This is a genomic window from Bacillus sp. D386, from assembly GCF_006346415.1.
The window spans coordinates 944,130-966,329 of sequence record NZ_VEMV01000001.1 but is presented as its reverse complement, the minus strand read 5'-3'; the positions used below and the strand labels follow the sequence as shown (position 1 = coordinate 966,329).

General features: G+C 35.9%; 21 protein-coding genes, 1 pseudogene and 1 riboswitch. Of the genes and pseudogenes, 13 read left to right on the top strand and 9 right to left on the bottom strand.

What is annotated here, in order from left to right; all coding sequences use genetic code 11:
- Positions 1–184: 184 nt before the first annotated feature.
- Together FHY45_RS04710 and glpX are read left to right on the top strand one after the other, a co-directional pair.
- Positions 185–1,288, top strand: a complete 1,104-nt coding sequence (locus FHY45_RS04710; RefSeq protein ID WP_139891513.1) for an iron-containing alcohol dehydrogenase family protein — start codon at positions 185–187, stop codon at positions 1,286–1,288.
- A gap of 295 nt (positions 1,289–1,583) precedes the next feature.
- On the top strand, positions 1,584–2,558 hold the full coding sequence (glpX, locus tag FHY45_RS04705) for a class II fructose-bisphosphatase (protein ID WP_139891512.1): 975 nt from the start codon (positions 1,584–1,586) through the stop codon (positions 2,556–2,558).
- A 105-nt stretch (positions 2,559–2,663) separates the two neighbouring features.
- Here glpX and FHY45_RS04700 read toward each other — a convergent pair whose 3' ends face one another.
- The 4 genes from FHY45_RS04700 to FHY45_RS04685 form a co-directional block, all read right to left on the bottom strand.
- Positions 2,664–3,041 (bottom strand): GtrA family protein, encoded by a 378-nt coding sequence (locus tag FHY45_RS04700; protein WP_066102005.1) that lies wholly within the window; start codon positions 3,039–3,041, stop codon positions 2,664–2,666.
- A 185-nt stretch (positions 3,042–3,226) separates the two neighbouring features.
- The gene (locus FHY45_RS04695; RefSeq protein ID WP_066102001.1) at positions 3,227–3,829 is read right to left on the bottom strand and encodes a tetratricopeptide repeat protein; all 603 of its coding nucleotides are present in this window, start codon (positions 3,827–3,829) and stop codon (positions 3,227–3,229) included.
- 548 nt (positions 3,830–4,377) lie between these two features.
- Positions 4,378–5,166 (bottom strand): TIGR00266 family protein, encoded by a 789-nt coding sequence (locus FHY45_RS04690; protein ID WP_066101999.1) that lies wholly within the window; start codon positions 5,164–5,166, stop codon positions 4,378–4,380.
- Positions 5,167–5,246: 80 nt separating this feature from the next.
- Entirely contained in the window at positions 5,247–7,394 is a 2,148-nt protein-coding gene (locus FHY45_RS04685) for an MMPL family transporter (RefSeq protein WP_139891511.1), read from the bottom strand.
- A 232-nt stretch (positions 7,395–7,626) separates the two neighbouring features.
- Between FHY45_RS04685 and FHY45_RS04680 the strand changes: the two genes are divergently transcribed.
- The 4 genes from FHY45_RS04680 (at position 7,627) to FHY45_RS04670 (ending at position 10,625) form a co-directional block, all read left to right on the top strand.
- A complete protein-coding gene (locus FHY45_RS04680; protein ID WP_066101994.1) occupies positions 7,627–8,151 on the top strand; it encodes a YusW family protein in 525 nt (174 codons plus the stop codon).
- A gap of 295 nt (positions 8,152–8,446) precedes the next feature.
- Positions 8,447–8,569: a hypothetical protein gene (locus FHY45_RS20800; protein ID WP_257468979.1), complete on the top strand. Its 123-nt coding sequence runs from the start codon at positions 8,447–8,449 to the stop codon at positions 8,567–8,569.
- A gap of 18 nt (positions 8,570–8,587) precedes the next feature.
- The gene (locus tag FHY45_RS04675; protein WP_066101990.1) at positions 8,588–9,526 is read left to right on the top strand and encodes a magnesium transporter CorA family protein; all 939 of its coding nucleotides are present in this window, start codon (positions 8,588–8,590) and stop codon (positions 9,524–9,526) included.
- 226 nt (positions 9,527–9,752) lie between these two features.
- Positions 9,753–10,625, top strand: a complete 873-nt coding sequence (locus FHY45_RS04670; protein WP_139891579.1) for a cation diffusion facilitator family transporter — start codon at positions 9,753–9,755, stop codon at positions 10,623–10,625.
- Positions 10,626–10,761: 136 nt separating this feature from the next.
- On the opposite strand, the gene FHY45_RS04665 is transcribed toward FHY45_RS04670, so the two are convergent.
- The gene (locus FHY45_RS04665; protein ID WP_139891510.1) at positions 10,762–12,051 is read right to left on the bottom strand and encodes an NCS2 family permease; all 1,290 of its coding nucleotides are present in this window, start codon (positions 12,049–12,051) and stop codon (positions 10,762–10,764) included.
- A 122-nt stretch (positions 12,052–12,173) separates the two neighbouring features.
- Between FHY45_RS04665 and FHY45_RS04660 the strand changes: the two genes are divergently transcribed.
- On the top strand, positions 12,174–13,091 hold the full coding sequence (locus tag FHY45_RS04660; RefSeq protein ID WP_066101984.1) for a LysR family transcriptional regulator: 918 nt from the start codon (positions 12,174–12,176) through the stop codon (positions 13,089–13,091).
- Between the two features lie 118 nt (positions 13,092–13,209).
- Complete coding sequence (locus FHY45_RS04655; RefSeq protein ID WP_066101980.1) at positions 13,210–14,433, top strand: aminopeptidase; 1,224 nt, start codon at positions 13,210–13,212, stop codon at positions 14,431–14,433.
- 161 nt (positions 14,434–14,594) lie between these two features.
- On the opposite strand, the gene FHY45_RS04650 is transcribed toward FHY45_RS04655, so the two are convergent.
- From FHY45_RS04650 to FHY45_RS04645, 3 genes and pseudogenes are all read right to left on the bottom strand, one after another.
- Complete coding sequence (locus tag FHY45_RS04650; RefSeq protein ID WP_066101977.1) at positions 14,595–14,834, bottom strand: hypothetical protein; 240 nt, start codon at positions 14,832–14,834, stop codon at positions 14,595–14,597.
- Positions 14,835–14,914: 80 nt separating this feature from the next.
- Positions 14,915–15,130: pseudogene (locus FHY45_RS20795) on the bottom strand (hypothetical protein); the annotation flags it as partial.
- A 47-nt stretch (positions 15,131–15,177) separates the two neighbouring features.
- Positions 15,178–15,384: a hypothetical protein gene (locus FHY45_RS04645; protein WP_139891509.1), complete on the bottom strand. Its 207-nt coding sequence runs from the start codon at positions 15,382–15,384 to the stop codon at positions 15,178–15,180.
- A 167-nt stretch (positions 15,385–15,551) separates the two neighbouring features.
- On the opposite strand from FHY45_RS04645, the gene FHY45_RS04640 reads away from it, so the two are divergent.
- Positions 15,552–16,649, top strand: a complete 1,098-nt coding sequence (locus FHY45_RS04640; protein ID WP_066101969.1) for an AI-2E family transporter — start codon at positions 15,552–15,554, stop codon at positions 16,647–16,649.
- Positions 16,650–16,835: 186 nt separating this feature from the next.
- Here the strand turns inward: FHY45_RS04640 and FHY45_RS04635 are convergent, their stop codons facing one another.
- Positions 16,836–18,197 carry a hemolysin family protein gene (locus FHY45_RS04635; RefSeq protein WP_077247972.1) on the bottom strand — a complete coding sequence of 454 codons (1,362 nt, stop codon included), beginning with the start codon at positions 18,195–18,197 and terminating at the stop codon, positions 16,836–16,838.
- 474 nt (positions 18,198–18,671) lie between these two features.
- Here FHY45_RS04635 and FHY45_RS20445 point away from each other — a divergent pair, with 474 nt between their 5' ends.
- The 4 genes from FHY45_RS20445 (at position 18,672) to FHY45_RS04620 (ending at position 22,083) form a co-directional block, all read left to right on the top strand.
- On the top strand, positions 18,672–18,842 hold the full coding sequence (locus FHY45_RS20445; protein WP_180349928.1) for a hypothetical protein: 171 nt from the start codon (positions 18,672–18,674) through the stop codon (positions 18,840–18,842).
- Between the two features lie 349 nt (positions 18,843–19,191).
- Positions 19,192–20,451: a dicarboxylate/amino acid:cation symporter gene (locus tag FHY45_RS04630; protein WP_066101967.1), complete on the top strand. Its 1,260-nt coding sequence runs from the start codon at positions 19,192–19,194 to the stop codon at positions 20,449–20,451.
- A gap of 64 nt (positions 20,452–20,515) precedes the next feature.
- Positions 20,516–20,616, top strand: a riboswitch (TPP riboswitch).
- Positions 20,617–20,729: 113 nt separating this feature from the next.
- Positions 20,730–21,320: an energy-coupled thiamine transporter ThiT gene (gene thiT, locus FHY45_RS04625; RefSeq protein WP_066101964.1), complete on the top strand. Its 591-nt coding sequence runs from the start codon at positions 20,730–20,732 to the stop codon at positions 21,318–21,320.
- 301 nt (positions 21,321–21,621) lie between these two features.
- The gene (locus tag FHY45_RS04620; RefSeq protein WP_066101963.1) at positions 21,622–22,083 is read left to right on the top strand and encodes a helix-turn-helix domain-containing protein; all 462 of its coding nucleotides are present in this window, start codon (positions 21,622–21,624) and stop codon (positions 22,081–22,083) included.
- The last annotated feature ends 117 nt before the right edge of the window (positions 22,084–22,200 follow it).

The following is a 22,200-nucleotide window of genomic DNA, read 5'->3' as shown; positions in this document are numbered from 1 at the left end:
TCTCTCTTTGTTTTATGTATAAATACTAAGGCTGTATATCCCTTAGATTAAACAACTAATTCGTAAACAATACAAAACCATAGAAGGAGCATGGCGGGTGTAAGGTTAGACATACAGAATATATAAAGATAACACTTCCCACTTTATTAATGTTTTTAACAGCAAATAGAAATGAGTGATGAAAATGACTGTTTTTTCAGTTCATGGTGCTCCAAGTGAATATATTTTGAAAGATAACGCTTTAGATTTATTGGAAGCTAAGCTGCTGGAACGCAATCTCTGCAGAGTTCTTGTGGTTCGTGGCAAAAAGTCCTGGGAGGCAGTAAAGCCGTATTGGCCGCAAATGGCAGAGGTAGAATTGGAAGAATATACGTACGGAGGCGAGTGCTCATTTGCCGAAATCGAGGCGGTTACTAAGCTGGTCAAGCATCATTCATTGGATGCGGTAATAGGTGTCGGAGGCGGAAAGATACTCGATCTTGTTAAGGCGGTTTGCGATGCGACTGAAAGGCAGTCCATTCTCATTCCGACATTGGCATCTAATTGTTCGCCATGGACGCCTTTAAGCGTTATATATGATGATTCCGGAGCTTTCATTCGTTATGATATATATCCGGTTTGTACCAGTCTGGTGCTAGTGGAGCCGCAAATTTTAGTTGATGCTCCAATAGAAATGTTAATTGCCGGTATTGGAGATACTCTTGCGAAATGGTACGAAGCGGATGTACAGATGGCTGTAATTGATAATAAGACTGTTCCACTGCAAATTGCTCATTTTGCTGCAAGAGAATGTAAGGATTTATTGCTAAAATTCGCCCGTGGAGCTGTTGAAGCTGCAAAGGCTGGGGAAGTAAATGATGATTTCGTCAAAGTAGTGGAAACGATTATTATGTTTGGTGGCATGGTTGGGGGCTATGGTGATTATTACGGTCGAATTGCTGGCGCTCATTCGATTCACAATGGTTTAACGGTACTTGAAGAAACTCATCACGCCTTGCATGGTGATAAGGTGGCATATGGCATTTTAGTTCAGCTAGTGCTGGAAGACAAATGGACAGAAATTGAAGAGCTTCGACTGTTTTATGCGGAGTTGGGCCTTCCATTATCCTTAACAGATTTAGGTGTGGAAGATATAACGGAAGCGCTGATTGCTGAGGTTGCTGAAAAAGCAACAGTTACGGGTGAGTCGATTCATGTAATGTCAATTGGATTGGTTACAGCTGAGAGGGTAGTGGAAGCAATTCAGAAGTTGGAGCAATTTGTTTGTGAGAGTGAGAAATCTTGCTAAAGTTGTTTACATAAACGGTCATCATCCACTCTAGGAATTAGAAGGTGTTTTAGGATTAGTTGATTGTGCAGGTTTCTTAGTAGACAGTTAAAAAGCTGTCTACTTTTTTTATTAGTCGTTAGCAATAATGTTTATGAAAACAGCCTTATCTTTACATGTAAATAAAGTTGTTTTTTCCTAATTAAAATGCTTATCTGGCTGCATAGTTTATTACCAAAATTATAAACTTGTTTATTTGTATAAATGAACCCTAAAATGGATAGGGAAATTTACTATTAAACGAAGGAAGTTGATTATGGAATTCACCAAGTATGCGAGTAAGAAACACACCGTACAGCAAATTGCAGAAGATCTGCTACATGTTACTCAACAGGCAGCTATTGCTTCATATCCCTGGATAGGAAAGGGAAATAAGATTGAAGCAGATGGTGCAGGGACAAGGGCTATGAGGCATCATTTAAATACAATCGATATGTGTGGAAGAGTCGTAATTGGTGAAGGAGAAATGGATGAAGCGCCAATGCTTTATATCAATGAAATGCTGGGGAATGGGAACGGTCCGGCAATTGATATAGCTGTTGATCCGGTGGAAGGTACGACGTTAATGTCTAAAGGGAAAAATCATTCAATGGCTGTGTTGGCTGCTGCGAAAAGTGGAAGCATGCTTCATGCTCCTGATATGTATATGAAAAAGATCGCAGTTGGGCCAAATGCAAAAGGATGTATTAATATAAATGCCTCCTTAAAAGAGAATATGCAATCAGTTGCGAAGGCCCTTGGAAAAGATGTAAGAGAATTGACCATTATGATTCAGGACCGCGACAGGCATAGTACTTTAATGGCACAGGTTCTCGAACTGGGAGCGAAGTTGAAGTTATTCTCTGATGTTGATATAACGGGCGCTATAGCAACTGGAATCGATGGAATGGATATTGATATGCTTGTCGGTACAGGCGGAGCTCCAGAGGGTGTCATCACTGCAACTGCACTAAAATGTCTGGGAGGAGATTTTCAGGGGCAGCTAGTTCCTATGAATCATGAAGAATATAACCGATGTGTACAAATGGGTATTGAAAATCCAACTAAAATTTTCGAGCTGGATGAAATTATTCGTACAGATGATTGTTTATTTTCTGCAACGGCAATCACCGACGGTATGTTTTTGAATGGAGTCAGGAAGTTACCAAGCGGGAAAATGAGTACCCACTCCTTGTTACTGGTAGGCGCAAATACAAGAAATACAAAATTTATCCATACACACCACCATTAATGCTTTCTAAAAATAAAATCCTATAAAAGCAGTGATGATATGCTTTTATAGGATTTTTTTATTTCAAGGTTGATCAATACTTTCAAATCTTAATCCCGAATTAAATTAATCCTTTGCAAGAATCATTTTTGAGAGTAAAAAGGTAAAAGGAATCGCAATAATAGTAGCGATTATAGGTGCTATATTATCATGTATGGAAAGCAACTGGACTAAAATATAAATGGCAAGCGTGGACACTAAGATATTAACGACATAGGTTAATGGGAATTGAAGGAATTTTTTTAAAGTTGGTTTCGTTCGATAGGTAAAATAGGAATTCAGATAAAAGGAGCCAATCATACTGATAAAAAAACCAAGTAAATGGGCAGTCATATAGTTCATCTGAAACACTTCTTTAAAAAGTAAATACAAAATATAATAGTTGATTGTATTTACAATGCCAACCATATTAAATTTCCAAAATTCCTTTTCAAATAAAATCATCGAGTACAACCAGCTTTCTTCGCTTTTTTTCTAGGTTCTCTTATTATACTCAATTTAACAGTCAGCTAAAATATTCCATAAAAATGGATAAGGGTTATTAGTGATAGATGCGAAGTAAATGACTGATTACTATATGGATATAAAAAGAAGTAAGACCGGAAATGGTCATTCGCGGTCTTACTTAGTTACTGGTTAAATAGATGAAACTCTTTCCACCAATCCATTCCAATATCCCGATAAAAATTTAATTTTGTTAAGTTATAGGAGTTAGGTTGATTCAGTAAATATTTTTGAAACTCATCAGCTTGCTTTTTTTGTTCCTCCGTAACAGAACGATGGTTATCGAGTAATACGTGACCTAGTTGATGCAATAAATGGGAGTGGACATTTTTTATCGCATCTTTAGGTGTGTACTTAGCGGCATAGTGCAGGGACTTAAGATAATGGCTTGCTGATTTTTCAAAATCATTAAGTAAGTAATTCATCTTCCCGATTGATTCATGAACACGCATTTTATCCATGTCTGTTTTAGCCAGTGATAAGGCTGCTTCATATGTATCTCTAGCTTTTTGCAGGTTATTCACTTTTATATATTGATCAGCCAAAAGGATTGTAGCAGGAAACACCATTTTACTGACCCTCTTTGGCATTTTACCCGAGATGGATTGCAGGGCGGTTTCTAAAAGCTTAATAATTGTATCCGTTTCTGTGTTTTCATCAGCATTAAGTGCTTTATATAAAAGTTCTTCAGTTGGGTTGGTATGGTGAAACTTATTCAAGATACTCATATAGCATCACCTTTCAGAAAATTTATTATATTAATATAATTATAACATATTATTCCTGTTTTCATCTTTCCTAATTTAATTAAAAATGCGAACTTCATTGTGCTGGAATGTAAGAAACACGATTTTAAAATAGCTATACTTAGAGCCATATGAATCGTTTCACAGCCAAACCGACAAGCAGGATAAGTTAGACACGATTCAATCTATTAACAAGGATACTGAAAAAAGAAAGGATACTGATAAAGAGTAAGGAATTAATGGAGATTACTCTACCCATTGCTATAGAACGGGTTTGCTCAAGAATAATGACAGGTAAAATTACGGAAGTTATAACACCTCCTATGTGGGAGAGGAGTTGTCCCGAAAATAAGGACTTAAAAACGTGATTGTAAAGGGATTGAAGTGCGTATTTTTTGGAAGCAATTTATGGATTAGAGACTATGAAAATATTCCCTTTACTTTAAATTACCATATAATTCAAATGAATAGGGGATAAAACAAAAAAAGCCCAATAGACTTTTCTATTGGGCTACTAATTTGCTATTCTTCTATTTTCCACCAAACATATCGAAAAGACCTTTTGCTACACTGCCTTCATCGCTTGACCCGCCTCTAGACGGCATAGCGGAAAACACTCTGCTTGCAAGGCGGCTGAAGGGGAGTGATTGAACCCAGACTGTTCCAGGACCCTGCAATGTAGCAAAAAACAGACCCTCTCCGCCAAATAACGCGGTTTTAATACCTTTGGCAAATTCAATATCGTAATCGACATTTCTGGTCATTGCAACGATACAGCCGGTATCTACTCGTATTTTTTCTCCTGGAGCTAATACTTTTTGATGTAATGTCCCTCCGGCATGCACGAAAGCCATCCCATCACCCTCGAGTTTTTGCATGATAAATCCCTCACCGCCAAAAAAGCCAGCCCCAATTTTTTTCTGGAATTCTATACCTACTGATACACCCTTCGCAGCTGCTAAAAAGGAGTCCTTCTGGCAGATTACCTTTCCATCCAATTCACTTAAATCCAAAGGAACGATCTTTCCCGGATATGGAGAAGCAAAAGATACATGCTTTTTTTGAGTTCCTTCATTTGTAAAGGTGGTCATAAATAAACTTTCTCCAGTCAGGACTCTTTTTCCGGCACTGAATAATTTGCCCATCATTCCAGATTGGGAAGAAGAACCGTCACCGAAAATGGTTTCCATTTGAATCTGCTCATCCATCATCATTAAGCTTCCGGCCTCGGCCACGACTGTTTCTTTCGGATCTAATTCCACTTCTACAAATTGCATATCGTCTCCGTATATCTTGTAATCAATTTCATGGTTGTTCATTGCCAAACACCTCCAAATTGATAAATCTCTTCAGTTAAAGTGTAATCCAAAACAATTGAGGATGCGAGTTTGGTATACAATCAATTATTGCTTTTTTTCGCCCTTTTTTGTCCAGGGAACCACCAATTCCATTTGCCCAGCAATTTCATTAGAGAAGGAACAAGGACCATACGGACAAGGGTGGCATCTATAAAAATAGCTAAGGCCACACCAACCCCGATTTGCTTTACCGGTACAATATCTGTAAAAGCAAAGGCACCTGTAACAGCAATCATTATGGCGGCTGCCGAGGTGATAATTTTGCTTGTTGTAGTTAAGCCTTCAAGGGTAGCTTTATCGTTATCTCCAGTTTCGAGATAAATCTCTTGGATACGGGAGATTAAGAAAACTTCATAATCCATACTTAATCCAAAAACAATTGCAAAGGTTAAGATAGGTATCATTAGTGCAATTGGGTTAGGATCAACTCCTAAATTCCCGTGCTGGAAAATCCATACAATGATACCAAAGGCAGCTCCAAGGGAAAGGATATTCATCAGAATAGCTTTCACCGGAATGAGTACAGACCGGAATGCAACTAATAAAATCAAATAAGTAGCCCCGATAATCAGTAATAAACCTTTTGGGACCTGCTCCAGGATTTCATCAAAAATTTCTTGTGTGAATTTTGCCTGACCGCCAATAGTGTGAGTCAGCTCTGGATGTATGTCTTGATTCTCAGCCTCTCGAACCCAATCTTTTGCTTTCGCGGTTTTGTATGCTGCATCGAGTTTAACCGTTATGTGGGTTGTATCTTCGTTCACTAGCTTTTCGAGGACAGGAGCCATTTTTTCTCTAGCCGCATCAGATTGTAAGGTTTGATATAACTCTTCAGCGGAGTTTGTGTTTGTATACGTAAATATTGAATCAACTTGATCGACAAGCTCATCTTCCTTAAGCTCATTTATAAATGCTTCTATGTTCTCAAGGGATTCCTTTGATAATATGTCCTCTTGATTTTTTGTTTCTAAAACAATCGGTACGTTTGACTGATTGCTTGGAAGGAAAGAGTCTTCAAATTTTTCATATGCAATTCTTGTTTGACTGTCAGCCGGCAAAGAATCAGCATTAGGTATTTCTAAATCAATATTGCGAATAGGGGTGGCTGCAATCATTAAAATGAGTAAAGCGGCTAAGGCCATAATTATAGGGCGTTTCATTACGAAGTTTGCGAAACTTCTCCATTTACTGTCCGAGTTTTCTTTAGTTTTTAGAATCATAGCTTTGTTAATGTTTTTACCGATAATGCCTAATAAGGCCGGCAGGAAGGTAAGGGCAGAAATGACAGAAATGAAAACAGCGACTATACCGCCGACAGCTATACTTCGGAATATATCAATATTAATGAAAAACATCCCTGCAAGACCAAGAACAACACAGGTTCCAGAAAAAGCAATTGCTTTCCCGGCAGTTTTGTTTGTAATGCTCACGGCTTTACTGACTTCATGATGCTGCAGTTCTTCTCTGAATCGATGGATGTAGAGAAGGGCAAAATCAATGCTGACTGCTAACCCAATCATGGGAACAACATTTAAAACAAACACGGAAAGATTAATACTCTGACCAATAAAATAAATAATCCCCATCGAGGATACAACGGCTACAATCCCGGTCATCAGGGGAATGGAAGCAGCAACCAATCCTCCAAAAGCTAATAACAATACAATCATGGCGATTGGAATCCCAATCATTTCGGCATTTTTTAAATCAGTTTGAGATGCTTTGCTCATATCTTCTTCAATGACATGGCTACCAGTCAGAGAAGCGGATATATCCTGGCCAGCAATCTCTTGGTTTAAAGCTTTAATATAATCTGCAGGTTCTTGTGTGTCTTCGTCAAAAGAGATAGAGGCATAGGCAATCTCCTTTTTATATTGTAAATCATTTTCTAAGGGGGATTCTACTGAGCTAAACCCGTCGATTTTTTTCACATCATTCAATACTGAGTTTATCTTTTGTTTAAAATCCTTTTCCTCTAAATTATCCTTATTTTCAAATAAAATGATATAAGGTGAGGCTGATTGACCGAACCGATCCTCTAATAGCTCATTTGTTTTATCATAGGAGGACTCTTCCATCTCAAAGCCGCTGCCTTGCAGAATACCAGGCATTTTTAGAGCGAAGAATCCCATTACCAATGTGAAAATAATCCAAATCACTAAGATTATTTTACGATATGTATACATCATTCAATAAACCTCCTCTTTTAGCTCTATGTGCCACAATTCTCTATACCCATGTATACAAGATATATCCTCCCGCTATATAACATTTTAAACTTTAAAAGCAGTTTATCATAGGTTTTACCCGGTAAGTATAATGAAATAATTATCACTATAAATATGAAAAGATAGTGTATTTAGAAGCTAAGTGGGGAAATACTAAAACAACAGTTACATAACAAACTTAGGAGGAGACATTATGAAGAAATTATCATTAATCATGTGTATGTGCGTTTTAACAGTATTTGCAGCAGGGTGCAATAATAATGATGATGCACAAAAAGATAATCAAGCAAATGACAATCAAACAACAGAAAATAACAATGCGAATGATACAGCGACAGACAATAACAACGCAAACAATCAAGCAACAGACAATAATACGGGTACTAATACAAATGATTCAGCTTATTCTTTTAGAGATTTTGATCTTGAAGTGAAATACGAAAATAATAAGGATTATGAGGTTAGCTACGAAAATGATAACGATGGAGTAGAAGCTTCGATTGAAGATGATCGAAATAATGAGCGAGTAAATGGTAATGATGCAGTTGACCGCTTAAATCCTATATTTAAAAAATTAGATATTGATTCTAATACATCACAGGATGATGTTATATCCAAAGTTATTTCAGCATTTGAATTAGATGATAATTATCAGGCGATTGATATAGATATTTCATTTAATGACGGAACAGAAAAAGAATATAGAAATAATAAGTAATTGATATACGCAATCAGAGCATCCCTTAAGATTAAAAGGGGATGCTTTGTTTTTATGTAGATTTTATTTTTTATTATTTAGGGTGTAAGAAATGCTTTTTCCAATCAGTTGGGATAAGTAAGGGGGTTAATTGTCTTTTTAGAGAACGAAAGAGCAAAGGCTATTATAAAAAAAGGGAGTATGACAGTCAGACTAAGGTAATCTTTTTATGAATAGTTAATTTCCCATTGCACAGCTTTGAATGTTAGGTATAAGATGTAAGAGGCAAAACTATCTTCAGGAGGAGTTGAGATTATTGAGTAGCTACGATTCGAGTGACCCAGACACGAGCTTGCCTGAGGAAACCAACAGTGCTTTTTATAAAAGGTGGGGAAAGATAATCGTCATTCCATTAAAAAGAGTTGTTGCTTCCTCATAATGAGAGGAGGTTAAATCAATGTTAGAATATTATATCTCAGATACAGATAGTAAATTACAGAAAATTGATGAACTAAAAAAAGGGTGCTGGGTCAATATGGTTGCGCCAAGTGAAGCTGAAATCAAGTTAATTTCGGATCGTTTGGATATACCGGAAGATTTCATTAAAGACCCATTGGATGATGAAGAACGGTCTCGGCTTGAAAGAGAAGATAATCATATATTGATCATTGTAGACTTTCCATACATTACGTATGATGATGGGGGATTCCCGCTTTATGAAACTCTTCCAATTGGTCTGATTGTAACAGACGAATGCTTTATTACAATCTCACTCATTGAAAATCCCATTATTACTGATTTTGTGAGTAAGAAAATGAAGGGATTTTTTACGTATAAAAAGACAAGATTTGCTCTTCAAATTCTGTTTAATATCTCTAGCTATTATTTAAGATATTTAAAACAGATCAATCGTAAAACAGATGATATCGAAAAAGAATTACACCAGTCTATGAAAAATGAAGAGCTTTATGCATTTCTTTCATTAGAAAAGAGTTTGGTGTATTTTACGACGTCGCTAAAATCCAATAAAATCGTATTACAAAAACTTTTGCGGTTAAATCACTTGAAGATGTATGAAGAGGATAAGGATCTTTTAGAAGATGTTATTATTGAAAACACGCAGGCGATTGAGATGGCTGAGACGTATCATTCCATTTTGACGAGTATGATGAACACATTTGCTTCAGTTATTTCGAATAACCTGAATATCGTGATGAAATTCTTAACTTCCATAACGATTATTTTATCATTCCCGACTATTGTAGCAAGCATATATGGGATGAATGTTAATTTACCTTTTCAAAATAACCCGTATGCGTTTATAGGTGTTATTTGTGTTGCCCTATTGTTATCATCCATTACAACTATAATATTTTGGAAAAAGAGATACTTTTGAAGATAGCAAAAGCTATCTCTTTTTTTTGGGTAAGCTAAATATGTTGAGTCTCTTTCGTGAAAAAGATAAAATATTGTTTTGTGTTCACAATTGATATGTTTCCGAAATCAGTTTTATACAGTTTGATTAAACAGTGGCATAACATTTTTTTTGCACCAACGTATGGAATCCATTTCATATAGGTGTAATAAGTATGGGGTGAATTTTCTTGGAACTTAGAGAGTCAATGGCAAAAAGGGTAGCCTGGATTAGTATTTGGAGCAATATAATTCTTACAGTTGGAAAAATCGTAATCGGAATAATCGCAAGCAGTGATGCGTTATTCGCAGATGGGATACACTCGGCAGCGGATGTTTTTGCGGCGGTCATCGTATTATTGGTACTTAAAGTTTCAAATAAACCTGCGGATCTTGAGCATCCATACGGACACGGCAAAGCTGAAGTAATTGTTTCCGGGGTAATTGGAATCTTATTATTATTAGTATCCCTTTATATTGTGTATGAAGGTGTAGCTGGATTTTTCCATCCTATTGAAACTCCAAGCATGATTGCCTTCTGGATTGCTTTATTTTCTTATGTAACGAAAGAATGCTTATTCCGTTATTCCATGAATGTCGGCAAACGGGTAAACAGTAAAGCGATTGAAGCGGTAGCATATGATCACCAGGCAGATATAGTGGCATCGCTGGCTGCAGCAATAGGTATACTTTTATCTTATCTTGGGGATAAATTAGGAATTACCTTTCTCTTATATGGGGATAAAGTCGCGAGTATATTTGTAGCCTATTTGATTTTTAAAATTGCAAGGGAAATGCTGACAGAAGCCTTCCATATTCTAATCGAACGCAATGTACAGCCGGAAATGATGGAGCAATTTGAGGCTGTTATCCTTAGTTTTGAGGAAGTCAGACGTATTGACCGAATAAGGGCAAGAGAACATGGTCACTACATAATAATGGATATTCGTATCTCCATTGACCAGGATAAAACAATTAAAGAAGGTCATGACCTATCAAGAGAGATTAAGAATTCTCTAAAGGAGAAATTTGACCATATTGAAGAAGTGCTCATTCATTTAAATCCATACTTTCCAGAATAAACGAAGGCCAATTTACATGTTAATTGTAAATTGGCCTTTTTTCGTTCTGTTTTACCGAAATTTTAGTTATCCACGTTCAAGATTTAATTAACATTAACAAACCGGACAGCCATCTAACACCTGTCCGGTTTGTTTCTTATATGGATGTATATTGAAAGACAAAATTGAGCGTAAATAATAGAGCAATAATATAAAGTGGTACTGAAACATCGCGTTTTTTTCCTAAAAATAGCTTAATTAATGGATAGGCTATGAATCCTATAGCCATTCCATTGGCAATGCTGAATGTTAATGGAATTAAAACAATCACCAATAAAGCAGGGAAACTCTCAGTTAAGTCATTCAGATCAATTTCCGTTATATTTTGAATCATTAATGCCCCAATTAAAATCAAAATAGGTGATATAGCTGCATTTGGAATGATTTTAATTATAGGTAATAAAAATAATGAAGCAAAAAAGAACAAGCCTGTAGTGACAGCTGTTAATCCTGTTCGTCCGCCTGCTGTAATCCCTGCTGCTGTTTCCACAGTGGCAACAGTCGGGCTTGACCCGAATATACCGCATGACAGGACAGATAGAGCGTTAGCTTTAAGGGCTTTATTATTTTTCTCGGGTTGTTTTATAGATACAGTATGTGCATGAATTAACCCAATATTTTCAAAGGTTACAACCATGGCCATTGAAAAAGAAGTTAACAGAAAACCGATTGAGAAGATATTGGTAAATGACATGGCTCCAAAAACTTCTCCATACGAGTTAAATGATGGTTGAGTCCATTCAAACCCATCAAGGTTTACCACTCCAAGAAAGATGGCCAGGATGGTGATGATAGCGACACTGATTAGGAGATTTCCAGGAATATTACGAGTAAATAGAATAAAGGTAATTATAAGACCAAGAATGGTTAACAAGGTTTCCGCATTTGTTAAGTCACCAAGAGCAACAATAGTTTCAGGTGAGGAAACGATAATTCCGCTTTGCTCAAACCCTATAAACATTAATAAAATTCCAATCCCAACTGTAATTCCTGCTTTTAAGGAATGCGGGATTGCTTCAGTAATTTTTTTAGCTAACGGTGTGAACGCAATAAGCATGAAAAGTACACCTGAAAGAAAAACAATTCCAAGTGCTTCCTGCCAGCTATAGTTACCATTGATAACGATTGTATATGTGAACATTGCGTTAATTCCCATGCCCGGGACGACGATGATGGGAGTATTACTCCAAAGTCCCATAATCATGCAACCGAATACACAGGTAAGTATAGTTCCAATCATAGCTGCGTCATATGGTATTCCGGCTTCTGATAGGATTTTGGAATTGACAATTACGATATAAACAATGGTGATAAAAGAAATAAAGCCAGCGAGGATTTCACGTTTTATGGTAGTACCGTGCGCATCCAATTTAAATAATTTTTCCATGATGTGTCGTTCTCCTTTTTAAAAAGCTACCTTCCCATGCTATCATTGTGTGTAATATATGAAAAATATTTATTTTGTATGATAAGTATATCTTTTTGATATAACGGAAATGAGGACAGGATATGGATATAAAACAGTTACGCTATTTTGTAGCCATTGCAGAAGAAAAACAAATTACTAGAGCGGCAAAACGATTGCATATGGCTCAGCCGCCGCTCAGTCAACAATTAAAGAGAATGGAAGATGAATTAGAAGTTGTCCTTTTTAATAGGAAAGGAAACACTCTTGAATTAACTCAGGCAGGAGCCTCTCTCTATCAAAAAGCAGTGGATATCATTAGAGTATTTGAAGAAATGATAACTGAAACGAAAGAAATGGTGGAAGGATTAAGTGGTAATCTCCGCATTGGAGTAAATACATTTTCTGATTATCAATTAGCAGGTTATCTAAATGACTTTCATCAAAAATATCCTAATGTTTATTACACCGTTTATCAAGGGAATTCAGTGGAATTGACGAAAATGATTAAGGAGGGGCTGCTTGACATTGGATATGTCATCTTTCCAATTGAGTCTCATGAGGTGAATATACTGCCCATTAAAACAGAGCCATTTGTTTATTTAACAAATGAAAAAATAGAGAGCTCTGAAACAATCGTTTCTTTAAAAAGCATTAGTAAAAAACCATTAATTCTACCAAGCAATGAAGGTTTAGGAATCTACAAAATGATTGTCAGTGAATTCTCAAGGCTGCACATAAAACCGTTAGTGAAAAGCGAATGCTCAGACATCAAGCTATTACTTCAATTGGTAAAGCAGGGATTTGGGGTCACTGTTGTACCGGAATCAGTTGTAAAGACATATGATACACACCAATTATACAGTTATCAGCTTCAAGAAAAAGATTTAACATCTACGGTGGGTGTTATTTGGTCCAAAGAAAGATATCTGGCAAAGACAGTGGAAAATTTCCTGAGTATGATTAAACAAAGAACAGCGGGAAGTCCAGTTACTGAATCAAGTGATAATAACCAGTATTGATAAAGGTATTCTCTTTTTTTATAATTTTTCAAAAAAACCAATTCGTTCAACTGTGTATTCCAACAAGGAGTGGTAAAATAGTAACGAATGGGAATGATGTTTTAAAGGAGCTGAAAGAATGAATTTTGAACAAAAATTAAACAAATATGCAGAATTGGTTGTTAAAGTGGGAGTCAATATTCAAGAAGGGCAAATTTTGGTAATCTCATCCTCAATTGAATCAGCATCGTTTACACGCCAAGTTGTTAAAAAAGCTTATGAAGCCGGTGCAAAGCATGTATACGTGGATTGGGCTGATGAAGAGGTTAGCAGAATCAAATATGAATTGGCTCCAGATGAAGCCTTTAATGAATTTCCGCAATGGATAGTGGCTCAACGAGAGGAGTTGGTAGAAAAAGGTGGTGCTTTCCTATCAATTGTTTCTCAGAGTCCTGACCTATTAAAAGGAATCGATCCGAATCGAATTGCTAGCTTTCAAAAAGCGGCAGGCACTGCATTAAATAAATTTAGACAAGCTACACAATCTGATAAAGTGAGCTGGTGTGTAACAGCTGCTGCAGGGAAGGCCTGGGCTGACAAGATTTTCCCTGATTCCGAAAACAGTGTGGAATTACTTTGGGATGCGATTTTTAAAGCAGTCCGAGTAGATAGTGAGGATCCAGTTGCTGCTTGGAAGGAACACGATGAAACCCTGCGTACAAAAGCAGACTATTTAAATTCAAAAAAATATAAAGTTCTTCATTATAAAGCGCCAGGAACAGATTTATCCATTGAGCTGTCTGATAAACATATATGGTGCGGAGCCGGTAGTGTGAATTCAAAAGGTATATCGTTTATGGCTAATATGCCAACAGAGGAAGTCTTTACGGTTCCTTATAAAGAAGGCGTGAATGGAACTGTTACAAGCACGAAGCCTTTAAGCTATGGCGGAAATGTCATTAACAATTTCACGTTAACATTTGAAAAAGGGAAAGTTGTAGATGTAAAGGCAGAAACAGGTGAGAATGTTCTTAAGAATCTTCTTGACTCTGATGAAGGATCTCGCTATCTTGGTGAAGTTGCCCTAGTACCTCATCAGTCACCAATCTCTGATACAAATATTTTATTCTATAATACTCTCTTTGATGAAAATGCATCCAATCACTTGGCTATTGGCTCAGGCTATGCTTTTTGTCTTGAAGGAGGCAAAGAGATGAATGAAGATCAATTAGCGAATGATGGTGTCAATATAAGTATTAATCATGTTGATTTTATGATTGGTTCTGCTGAAATGGACATTGATGGAGAATTGGCAGATGGAACAAAAGAACCTATTTTCCGAAAAGGGAATTGGGCGTTCTAAACAAAGCTGGAGATAGAGCCGGAACATAAAAGTTCCGGTTTATTTGTATTAGTTCTTTTCTAATAGTATATTGCTGATATCTCAATAAAAAAAGACAGCTTTTGTGCTGTCATTACTTTGTTGAAGCCCCTAGCTAGCATACTAAAAAAATATATTAAATTTTATTTAAGATTTTTTTCAATTCGGTCAAGACGTTGTTTAGTCTCCTGTATATCTGTTTCTATCAGCTTTAGTTTTTGCTCAACTATTTTACTGTTAGTTAGATAACGCTTAAAAATCTTAACAATATATATAATAGCGATAATAATTAAAATCATTACCGCCAATAGAAAAAAAGGTAAAACATTCGTAAAGATATCTACAAAATTCGATGTTTCCACCTCTGGCTTCACTGTTTCCACTATAGTGTCACTCCTTTACATAGTATTTTTCTATAAGTCCATTAATTCTACATTAAACATTGTTATGGATTAACCTCACTTCAACCTGAGTTACTCTTTCTATGATTCCAAAGGGTTAAAATTTCCTTCTCAATTTCCTGCGTAATATCATATGCACCTTTAGATTTGTTAGAACATATTACGGCTGTAATTGACATCTTAGGATAAAATGCCGAATGGAAACTAACTCCCGGGTCATAACTCATAATATGATATTTGAAAATCTCATCATTATGTTTCTCTATCCATACTCCGTAATAGCTGGTGAATTGTTATACCCTTTTCAAAGTTCGGGAATTGAATATTAAGACAATCTTCTAATTTCATCTCCCATTTCTGTGTTTTGGTTCTTATGGTTGTTTATGCTTAGTGAAAAAGCTGAACAAAGCAAAAATATGAATGCTAACCCAACTCCAACTAACATTGAAAATCCGAAAATGTTTTTTAGTGCCATACCACCTGCGATACTTGCAACAAATAGCAACAGAAACATCACTGTGTAGTTCTTCAATTTAAACACCGCCTTACCAATATTATACAACAATCAGTAGGAAAACAGATTTTTATAAAAAGTATGACATCTAATGTATTAAAACATTATATTAATGGGAATGTTTTTTCTAACGAATAAATACGATATAATGGGGAATAACCGAATATGAGGAGAGGAGGATACAATTGAAATCAAAATTACATTTTTGGACATTGGAAATCTTGTTACTGTTATTGATTATATTCGTAAGTACAAAAATTTCCTTCTTATTTAATCCGATTGGGATCTTCATATCTACGCTTTTTTTCCCAATTTTGATTTCAGGATTTCTGTTTTATTTATTAAATCCACTTTTAAAATTTATGATAAAGCGGAAAGTACCAAAAATCATTGGAATCTTGATCGTATACATAGCCCTGATTGGTTTATTTATATTTGGTGGAGCAACAGTTGGGCCAATCGTTTCGAATCAAATAACAGATATAGTCGAGAATACGCCTAAAATCATTGATGATATTGGAAGAATCATTGAGGATGCATCTGATTCCCCTTTGGTTAATTATGTAATTCAACAGGATATAGTTAAAATAGACGAACTGAAGGACAGATTGCTTGAATTCACAACCACTGTGACAAAGAATATAACGACTGGAGTCTCGGCCGTCTTCTCCTTTATCACAAATCTGACATTAATTATCATAACAGTTCCGTTCATCCTGTTTTATATGTTGAAGGATGGGAATAAACTTCCCAATGCAATCATGAGATTTTTACCATCTTCTTTTAGAAAAGAAGGAATGGTTATTATTCAGGAAACCTCTGAGACATTGGCAAGCTATATACAGGGACAAATTATTGTCTGTATTTTTGTCGGTACGTGTTGTTTTATCGGTTTCTTAATACTGGATTTACCATATGCACTGACGCTGGGATTAGTAATTGCAATTACAAACATTATTCCTTATGTAGGCCCGTTTATTGGGGCTGCACCGGCAGTGGTAGTCGGTCTATTCCAATCGCCGCTAACAGCTATTTTGGTCATCTTAGTGATTGTAATAGTTCAACAAATTGATGGTAATCTGATTTCTCCGTTGATTATTGGGAAATCACTTAATATTCATCCATTGACCATTATCTTGATATTATTGGTTGCAGGAAGTTTAGCTGGTATAATGGGGATGATATTAGCCGTGCCGACCTATGCTGTTGTAAAAACGATCACCAAAAATATTGTAAGGCTCTATAGATTGTATAAGACGAAAACGACTGTTATAACCGAGTAATGATTGAGCAGGACCTGTTAAGGTTCTGCTTAATTTTGTTTTCCTGAAGTAAATAAGCTAGCTCGAAAGGATCTTGTAGCTAATCAGGAAAAGAGGCATACATTATAAAAACCGCTTCTCTAAGGAAATTAAATTCCAATTTGGAGAAGCGGTTTGTTGGTTGGTGTTCTATAAATAATTTAAATATTAAGAGAAGAGGACATTATCTTCTTCAGCGACGTTTTTTTGTGGTATACCGATTATCTGATATTCTTTAACCTTTTGCTTAATTTCAACATAATGGATATGATGGTCTTCCATATCGATGATGGTTACTTCATATCCTTCGAGGTCAATCGTATCCCCCAACTTGGCATCATAATTTTCGGTTAGAACCCATCCGCCGATTGTATCAATATCTGAGTCATCCAAATTAGTTCCAAGCAAGTCATTAATTTCACTGATAAGTACTTTTGAATCAACGATATAGGAGCCGTCTGGATTTTTACGAATCTCAGGTATCTCGTCAGCATCGAATTCGTCGCGGATTTCTCCAACAATTTCTTCAACTATATCTTCAATAGTGACTAAACCTGAAGTTCCGCCATACTCATCCATCAGAACAGCCATGTGAATGCGTTCAGTTTGCATCTTGACTAATAAGTCATGAATCGGCATGGTATCTAAGACACGGATTATCGGCCTAATGTAGGGATCAAGAGTGACAGTTGTCACCTGTTTATGCTGGACGATATCTGTCAGTATTTCTTTTACATTTACTAATCCAATGATGTGATCCTTATCTCCATCAATAATAGGATAACGAGTGAATTTCTCAGCATGAAATACATCAATAAATTCCTTTACGAGGTCATCTTTTGATAAGGAAATCATTTCTGTTCGTGGTACCATAATTTCTTTTGCAATTCGGTTATCAAATTCAAATATATTGTTCACATATTTAAACTCAGATTGATTAATTTCGCCGCTCTTCAAACTCTCAGACAAAATAATTTGCAGTTCTTCTTCTGTATGTGCAATCTCATATTTTGATGCGGGTTCAACTCCGACTGATTTGGCAATCAGCCTTGCTGACCCGTTAAGAGCCCATATAAAAGGATACATGATTTTATAGAAAGTCATAAGTGGCTTTGAAGTAAGAAGAGCAATTGATTCCGCTTTTTGAATGGCAACAGTCTTTGGTGCCAATTCACCAATGACTACGTGAATAAATGTAATTAACATAAAAGAGAGAATGATGGTCAGTGTTTTGGCAACAGCATCCGGTAATGTCAAGAATGATATTACTGGAGATATGATAGTGGCAAAGGTTTCTTCTCCGATCCAGCCAAGTGCCAGTGCTGTCATCGTTATGCCAAGCTGACAGGCAGACAAGTATTCATCCAGATTTGTGATGATTTTTTTTGTACTTATTGCCTTTTTATTTCCTTCTTCAAGTAATTGATCTATCCGTGAAGAACGAATTTTAACAATTGCGAACTCCGATGCAACAAAAAATGCGGTTAATGCAATCAAAATGGCTATAAAAACCAAATTCCATATGTCCAATAAATTTCCTTTAACCGTTTATGACGGTCAAGGAGTCACCTCCTGTAGTAATAAGCTGCTATCAGCTAAATGGTTTAAATATAAAAGATCGACTATATGAATGTTTTTGGTCATCAACTTCCCATGTGAATCACCCCTTGGATTATAAAAGAGAAGTATTTGAAAAAGAGTTATTACTATCCATTATATTAAATTTATAAATGAATAGCATTTGTTTTTATTCCTAATTTAATAATTTGACTATATTTTCAATAAATATGAAATTTGGGACTATCTTTTTTTCAGCAATTTAGTAAAATTTAAGTTGTGGAATTATTTACATAAGTAACATAATTATAGTGTTATTTACATAAAATCAGTTAGTAAATAAAACAGATATAAATGTCAAATAAAATGCTTTTATTTTGGTTTGAGGGATTAATATAAGGGTATATTTGTATGGATTAGTATAAATTAGAGGTGGAGATAGTGTGTATGGATATCGTATCTAAATTTAAGGTGCAGGGAATTATCATTGAAAAGACAAAATCACGTAATGAAATATTTTCAAATGTATTTATTTCAGGGTTCTCTGATTTGGGTCATGAATTAATGGCTGAGGAAGCATCTGAGTCCAAGAAGGAAGTAGAACTAAAAAGTCATTAATCAATCTCATACATACATATTAGTTAAAAATACGATCATTTCACAGAAGACGCATGTATGCGTCTTTTTTTGCTGTTGTATGAGGATATGCAGAAAAGACGGAAATATAAAAATTTATATTTATGTGATCAAGGGACAAAACGAGGAAAAACAGGCCCTCACTCAAGCTAAGAGTAAGATTGTACACACCTCCCTGTAATTCTTTCCATTGTCATCTTAGGAATAATCTACTATTATTATATAGAAATAAGAAAAACCATTCTAATTTGTGGGGTGTTTTTTCGTTAAATTCTCCTTTTATGTGGAGTATAGTAGATTTTTTCTAATAGATAATTGAAGGAGGGCATCTATGAACCTTACAGTTAAAATTATATTAGGATTGTTTTTTGGTGCGATTGTTGGATTGATGCTTAACATTTTTTCACCTCAATCATTTGAAATCTTAAATGCTTTAGTATTTTCACCAATCGGCAGTCTGTTCATTAACGCTATTACCATGCTGGTTGTTCCTATTGTACTTATCTCAATTACTCTAGGTACGGCGGGTTTAGGGGATCCTAAAAAACTCGGCAGAATTGGTGGTAAAACCATTCTTTATTTTCTTTCAACGACTGCATTTGCTATCACAATTGGTATATTCCTGGCCTTAGTCATTAAACCAGGGAACGGAGGTAATTTTGATATTGCCTCAGCTGAATATACAGCCACTACAGCCCCTTCTATAACTGAAACTCTCATTAATATCATTCCAAAGAATCCAATTCAGGCAATGGCGGATGGAAATATGCTTCAGGTAATTGTAATGTCTATTTTCTTTGGGATCGCAATTACGGCTCTTGGAGAAAAAACAAAAGGTATTATCAACCTTTTGGAGCAAGGTAATGAAGTACTGATGTATTTAGTTAACCTAATTATGAAGGCAGCACCTTATGCAACATTTGCCTTAATAGCAACTGCTGTCGGAAGCCAAGGTCTTCCGGCTATTAAAAATATGGGTCTTTATATGATCGTAGTTCTTTTGGCATTATTGGCTCATACAATTGTCATATACGGGGGAGCGATTGCAATATTCGCGAAACGTAATCCAATAGAGTTTTTCAAAAAGTTTTTCCCAGCTATGACAGTCGGGTTTAGTACTTCGTCGAGCAGTGCAACTTTGCCGGTAGCTATGGAGCTTACACAAAAAGAGCTGAATGTACCAAAAAGTATCAGCAGCTTTGTGCAGCCGCTTGGCGCTACCATTAATATGGATGGAACTGCTATTATGCAAGGGGTTGCTACTGTATTTATTGCCCAGGCATATAGTGTGGACCTTACAATGACGCAATTAATTACTGTCATCCTGACAGCTGTTCTTGCAAGTATTGGAACAGCAGGTGTGCCGGGTGTAGGATTAATCATGTTGACTATGGTTCTTGGCCAGGTTGGCCTTCCAGTTGAGGGTGTAGGTTTGATCCTCGGTATTGATCGCTTACTTGATATGACGAGAACAGCAGTTAATATTACTGGAGATGCATCTTGTGCTGTAATTATTGCCGAATCTGAAAAGAAACGTGAAGAAAAAGAAGATAAAGCAGATACAATAAAAATAGAAGAAATGACTGCTTAGTTAGATTTGGATTAATAATACTTGCTAATGTATGGAAAAATTAGTACGATGTAAGAAATGAATAGTATTCCACAAGGGGAGCCTATGGCTGAGAGTGAACGATCGAGTTCTGACCCTTCGAACCTGTTAGTTAGCACTAGCGTAGGAATGTGGCTGAATGAATGTAATGTAAGCAATGCGAGCCATTTTTGTGCGAGCATTGCTTTTTTGCATTTTTGGATGCCCGATCAAGATGGAGGTTACGATTCAGGAGCTCTTGATTAGAAAGGGGAAGTAAGATGAGAAACAAACGATTATTATTTATGGTGGAAATTGCTGTTTTTTCTGCTTTGGCATTTATTTTTGATTTGTTGGCCACTGTTGTATCTTTTAGTTTATGGCCGCAGGGTGGCAGCGTGTCAATCGCTATGGTACCTGTTTTTTTAATGGCTTATCGATGGGGTGTTAAAGGTGGCGTAACCACAGGATTACTGTTGGGTTTGCTACAAATTCTATCAGGAACTGCTTATATCATGCATCCTGTACAAGGTTTTCTCGATTATATTGTCGCTTATACGGTTGTTGGCTTAGCTGGGATTGTATTTAAATATGCAGATAGAGAACGAATTGGCAAAAAGGATATTAAAACATCAGGTATTATTGTTTTAGGAATACTACTGGGAAGTACGATGCGTTTTTTTGCACACTTTATTGCTGGAATGGTTTTCTTTGGAACTGGCGCAGCAGATGGCCAATCAGTCGCAGTTTTCTCATTGTTTTATAATTTATCCTATATGCTGCCAAGTGTTATTGTAAGCGGAATGGTAATGATGCTATTATTTGCAGCAGCACCACGGGTTATCTTGCGGAAATCTGTACATCATTCCTAAAAAGATTAATAATTTGAATTTAGGGCTCTCGACATAGTCGAAAGTCTTTTTGAGTTTTTCTCATTCCATGTACTTGAACCCGACCCATCTTGGCTTAGCTCCTGAAAGAGTTATAGTTCTATCATCCTTTTTAATTAATAGAAAGCAGTTTTATGTAAAAAGAAGAAGAGAATATAAAAAAATTAGTAAATTTATACATAATAATACCTATCTTCCATTTATTTCTATTATAATGATAGTAGTGAACATTAAATTTGGAGTATAAATATTATATTTTATATTGATGGGAAGTGGGATGATTATGAGTAAGGATGAAATTATTCGTCTAATATCTGAACGTATGCGATTAATCCGTGTGGAAGTTGATTATACACAAGACAAGATGGCCGAAATAATCGGTATTTCTAAAAAAACATTGGTACAAATTGAAAAAGAGCGTAATGAAGCAAGCTGGACTACTGTCGTGGCTGTCGTTTCATTATTTCGTGAAACATTAACAGTGCAGACTTTATTTGGCGGGGACCCTCTCGAGGTCATTGAAACGGTTTCAAGAGAAAGAATTGATTACAGGAAAGAAAAAATGCTTGGCGGTAAGGTATGGTGGAAAGATATTCTTAATGATGGCGGGTATGTTCTGCAGCAAAATATGATTAGTGAGCACTATCGTATTTTAGATGGGGATCAGTATCGAATCTATAGTTCATTAAACGAGAATGATGCACATAATAAATATAAAGAATTGGTTAATAAAGTGTTGCAATAATACTCTGATATTGAGAGATTCCTGTTGAACGTACGTTTGTATGAAGTTGCCTGGAATGTCTCTTTTTTTAGTTTGATGATTTTTTTAGATTTGGATTTTCTAGCAAAATAAATGGCC

Coding starts and splice junctions, on each gene's coding strand:
- FHY45_RS04710 (WP_139891513.1), top strand. CDS start 185: ATGACTGTTTTTTCAGTTCATGGTGCTCCAAGTGAATATATTTTGAAA.
- glpX (WP_139891512.1), top strand. CDS start 1,584: ATGGAATTCACCAAGTATGCGAGTAAGAAACACACCGTACAGCAAATT.
- FHY45_RS04700 (WP_066102005.1), bottom strand. CDS start 3,041: ATGATTTTATTTGAAAAGGAATTTTGGAAATTTAATATGGTTGGCATT.
- FHY45_RS04695 (WP_066102001.1), bottom strand. CDS start 3,829: ATGAGTATCTTGAATAAGTTTCACCATACCAACCCAACTGAAGAACTT.
- FHY45_RS04690 (WP_066101999.1), bottom strand. CDS start 5,166: ATGAACAACCATGAAATTGATTACAAGATATACGGAGACGATATGCAA.
- FHY45_RS04685 (WP_139891511.1), bottom strand. CDS start 7,394: ATGATGTATACATATCGTAAAATAATCTTAGTGATTTGGATTATTTTC.
- FHY45_RS04680 (WP_066101994.1), top strand. CDS start 7,627: ATGAAGAAATTATCATTAATCATGTGTATGTGCGTTTTAACAGTATTT.
- FHY45_RS04675 (WP_066101990.1), top strand. CDS start 8,588: ATGTTAGAATATTATATCTCAGATACAGATAGTAAATTACAGAAAATT.
- FHY45_RS04670 (WP_139891579.1), top strand. CDS start 9,753: ATGGCAAAAAGGGTAGCCTGGATTAGTATTTGGAGCAATATAATTCTT.
- FHY45_RS04665 (WP_139891510.1), bottom strand. CDS start 12,051: ATGGAAAAATTATTTAAATTGGATGCGCACGGTACTACCATAAAACGT.
- FHY45_RS04660 (WP_066101984.1), top strand. CDS start 12,174: ATGGATATAAAACAGTTACGCTATTTTGTAGCCATTGCAGAAGAAAAA.
- FHY45_RS04655 (WP_066101980.1), top strand. CDS start 13,210: ATGAATTTTGAACAAAAATTAAACAAATATGCAGAATTGGTTGTTAAA.
- FHY45_RS20445 (WP_180349928.1), top strand. CDS start 18,672: ATGGATATCGTATCTAAATTTAAGGTGCAGGGAATTATCATTGAAAAG.
- FHY45_RS04630 (WP_066101967.1), top strand. CDS start 19,192: ATGAACCTTACAGTTAAAATTATATTAGGATTGTTTTTTGGTGCGATT.
- thiT (WP_066101964.1), top strand. CDS start 20,730: ATGAGAAACAAACGATTATTATTTATGGTGGAAATTGCTGTTTTTTCT.
- FHY45_RS04620 (WP_066101963.1), top strand. CDS start 21,622: ATGAGTAAGGATGAAATTATTCGTCTAATATCTGAACGTATGCGATTA.